Source organism: aff. Roholtiella sp. LEGE 12411, assembly GCF_015206995.1.
GTDB lineage: Bacteria > Cyanobacteriota > Cyanobacteriia > Cyanobacteriales > Nostocaceae > Komarekiella.
Window position 1 is genome coordinate 1 of the sequence record NZ_JADEXR010000289.1, and the last position, 2,259, is coordinate 2,259.

Below are 2,259 nucleotides of genomic sequence, written 5' to 3' on the forward strand. Positions count from 1 at the left end.
CCATCCTCCCTGCCCCCTGCCCCCTGATTTTTTAACTTTTATGTCTCTTCCTGTTTGGACTCAGCGCTTTCGCACTTGGTGGCAGCCTAGAAGAGGTTTAGCGATCGCAGAAGCTTCTGTTATCGGTCTGGTTGCTGGTCTATCTGGGGTGTTCCTGAAAGTCGGATCGGGATGGTTAGGAACATGGCGAGTCTATAGTGCCCAAATTTTACCAGCCTGGCTTGTCCTACCAGCAGTTGGTCTTGGCTTTGGTTTTCTAGCTGGTTTTTTGGTGCAGAGGCTGGCCCCTGAGGCTGCGGGTAGCGGTATCCCGCAGGTTAAAGCCTCGCTTGCCAATGTGCCAGTTAAATTATCTTGGCGTGTGGCAGTTGTAAAGCTAATCAGTGCCATGATTGCCATAGGTTCTGGGATAACTCTAGGACGGCAAGGCCCTACTGTACAAGTAGGAGCAGGTTTGGCAGCTGGTATGAGTCGCTGGGTTCCTACTTCTCCAGAACATCGCCGACAAATGATTGCTGCTGGTGCTGGTGCGGGTTTAGCAGCTGCTTTCAATGCCCCAATTGCGGGTGTATTATTTATCGTCGAGGAGTTACTCCAGGATTTATCAGGAATAACCCTAGGAACCGCAATTATTGCCTCGTTCATTGGTGGGGTAATCTCTCGACTGTTGGGTGGGGGCAGTCTAGATCTGAATCTGCAATTAACGCAATCCTCTAGCCATTTCTCCATCCTAGAAATTCCCTTTTTTGTGCTATTGGGCATCTTGGCAGGGTTGCTGGGTGCATTATTTAATCGTGGGCTAATATTTAGTATCAAATTATATCGAAATTTGCACATCAGCTTACCGCTGCGGGTGGCTTTGGCTGGATTTATTTCTGGTGTTGTTGTGGCAATGCTACCGAGCTATTTCCGTGATAATACGGGATTGCGAGAATATGTGATTACTGGTAGTGCTAATCCTTCCTTTGCAGCGATCGCTTTTGCGGCTCAGTTCATTCTTACCTTGGTAGCATTTGGTTCAGGAGCGCCTGGAGGATTATTCGCTCCCAGTCTGATCTTAGGTTCTTGTTTGGGACATTTAGTCGGTGTGTGCGAATTTTACCTTTTGGGAGTAGGTTCTCTTACCACCTACGCTCTAGCGGGTATGGGTGGATTTTTTAGCGCCGTTTCTAAAGTGCCAATCACAGCAATTGTGATTGTATTTGAGATGACTACAGATTTCAATCTGGTGTTACCTTTGATGATTGTTTCTGTAGCAGCTTACTTGGTTGCGGAGAAGGTAGTACCAGGTTCGCTTTATGAGAAACTTTTAGAGTTAAACGGCATCACTCTCGTCAAAGAGATTCCTATAGAAGGGACATTGACAAAGTTAACAGCAAAAGATGTGATGCAGCAACGGGTAGAGACTCTAGATGCAGATATGACCCTAGAGGAAGCAATGCAGGCGTTTGCCCGTTCCCACCATCGTGGTTTCCCGGTGGTAGAGGATAGTAAATTAGTAGGAATTATTACCCAATCAGATTTACTGAAAATACGCGATCGCAACTTAGCCAATAATATTCCTTTAAGGGAAATCATGACGCCTGCTCCGATGACGGTAACACCAATTCACACCTTGAGCAATGTACTGTATTTACTAGACCGCTATCAAGTTAGCCGTTTGCCAGTGCTGCAAGGGCGAAAACTAATTGGGATTATTACCCGTGGGGATATTATTCGAGCGGAAGCAGACCATCTCAATGGTGGAAACGAAATTCCTGGGCCGCGGCCAGAACCGGATTATGTAGTTTACCAAACGCGATCGCCTAGCATTGGCAGAGGCAGATTATTAGTACCAGTAGCTAATCCAGAAACAGCAGGTATTCTTTTAAAAATGGCAGCAGCTATTGCCCGCGATCGCCATTATGAAATAGAGTGCGTGCAAGTAATGCTGGTGTCGCGCCACAGTTCCCCATCTGAAACACAAGTAAGAACTGCTAAAAGTCGTCGTTTGCTACGACAGGCGGAAGTTTTAGCGAAAAAATGGCGAATTCCCTTACATACACAGATTCGAGTGACTCACGATGTCGCACAGGCAATTTTGGAGACAATTAACGAACAACATATCGACTTAATTTTAATGGGGTGGAAAGGCAATACTTCGACTCCTGGGCGGATTTTCGGCAATGTTGTAGACACGATCATTCGCCAAGCCACTTGTGATGTTGTTCTAGTCAAATTAGGCAGAAACCAGGATTTTCCTCTTCCCCCCTTCCCCCC

At 46.6% G+C, this 2,259-nt stretch carries 1 protein-coding gene; it reads left to right on the forward strand.

The annotated features are described in order from the left end of the window. Positions 1-40: 40 nt before the first annotated feature. Positions 41-2,259, forward strand: a 2,219-nt coding sequence (locus tag IQ246_RS29435) for a chloride channel protein (protein ID WP_194006810.1), incomplete at its 3' end; no start/stop codon positions are given.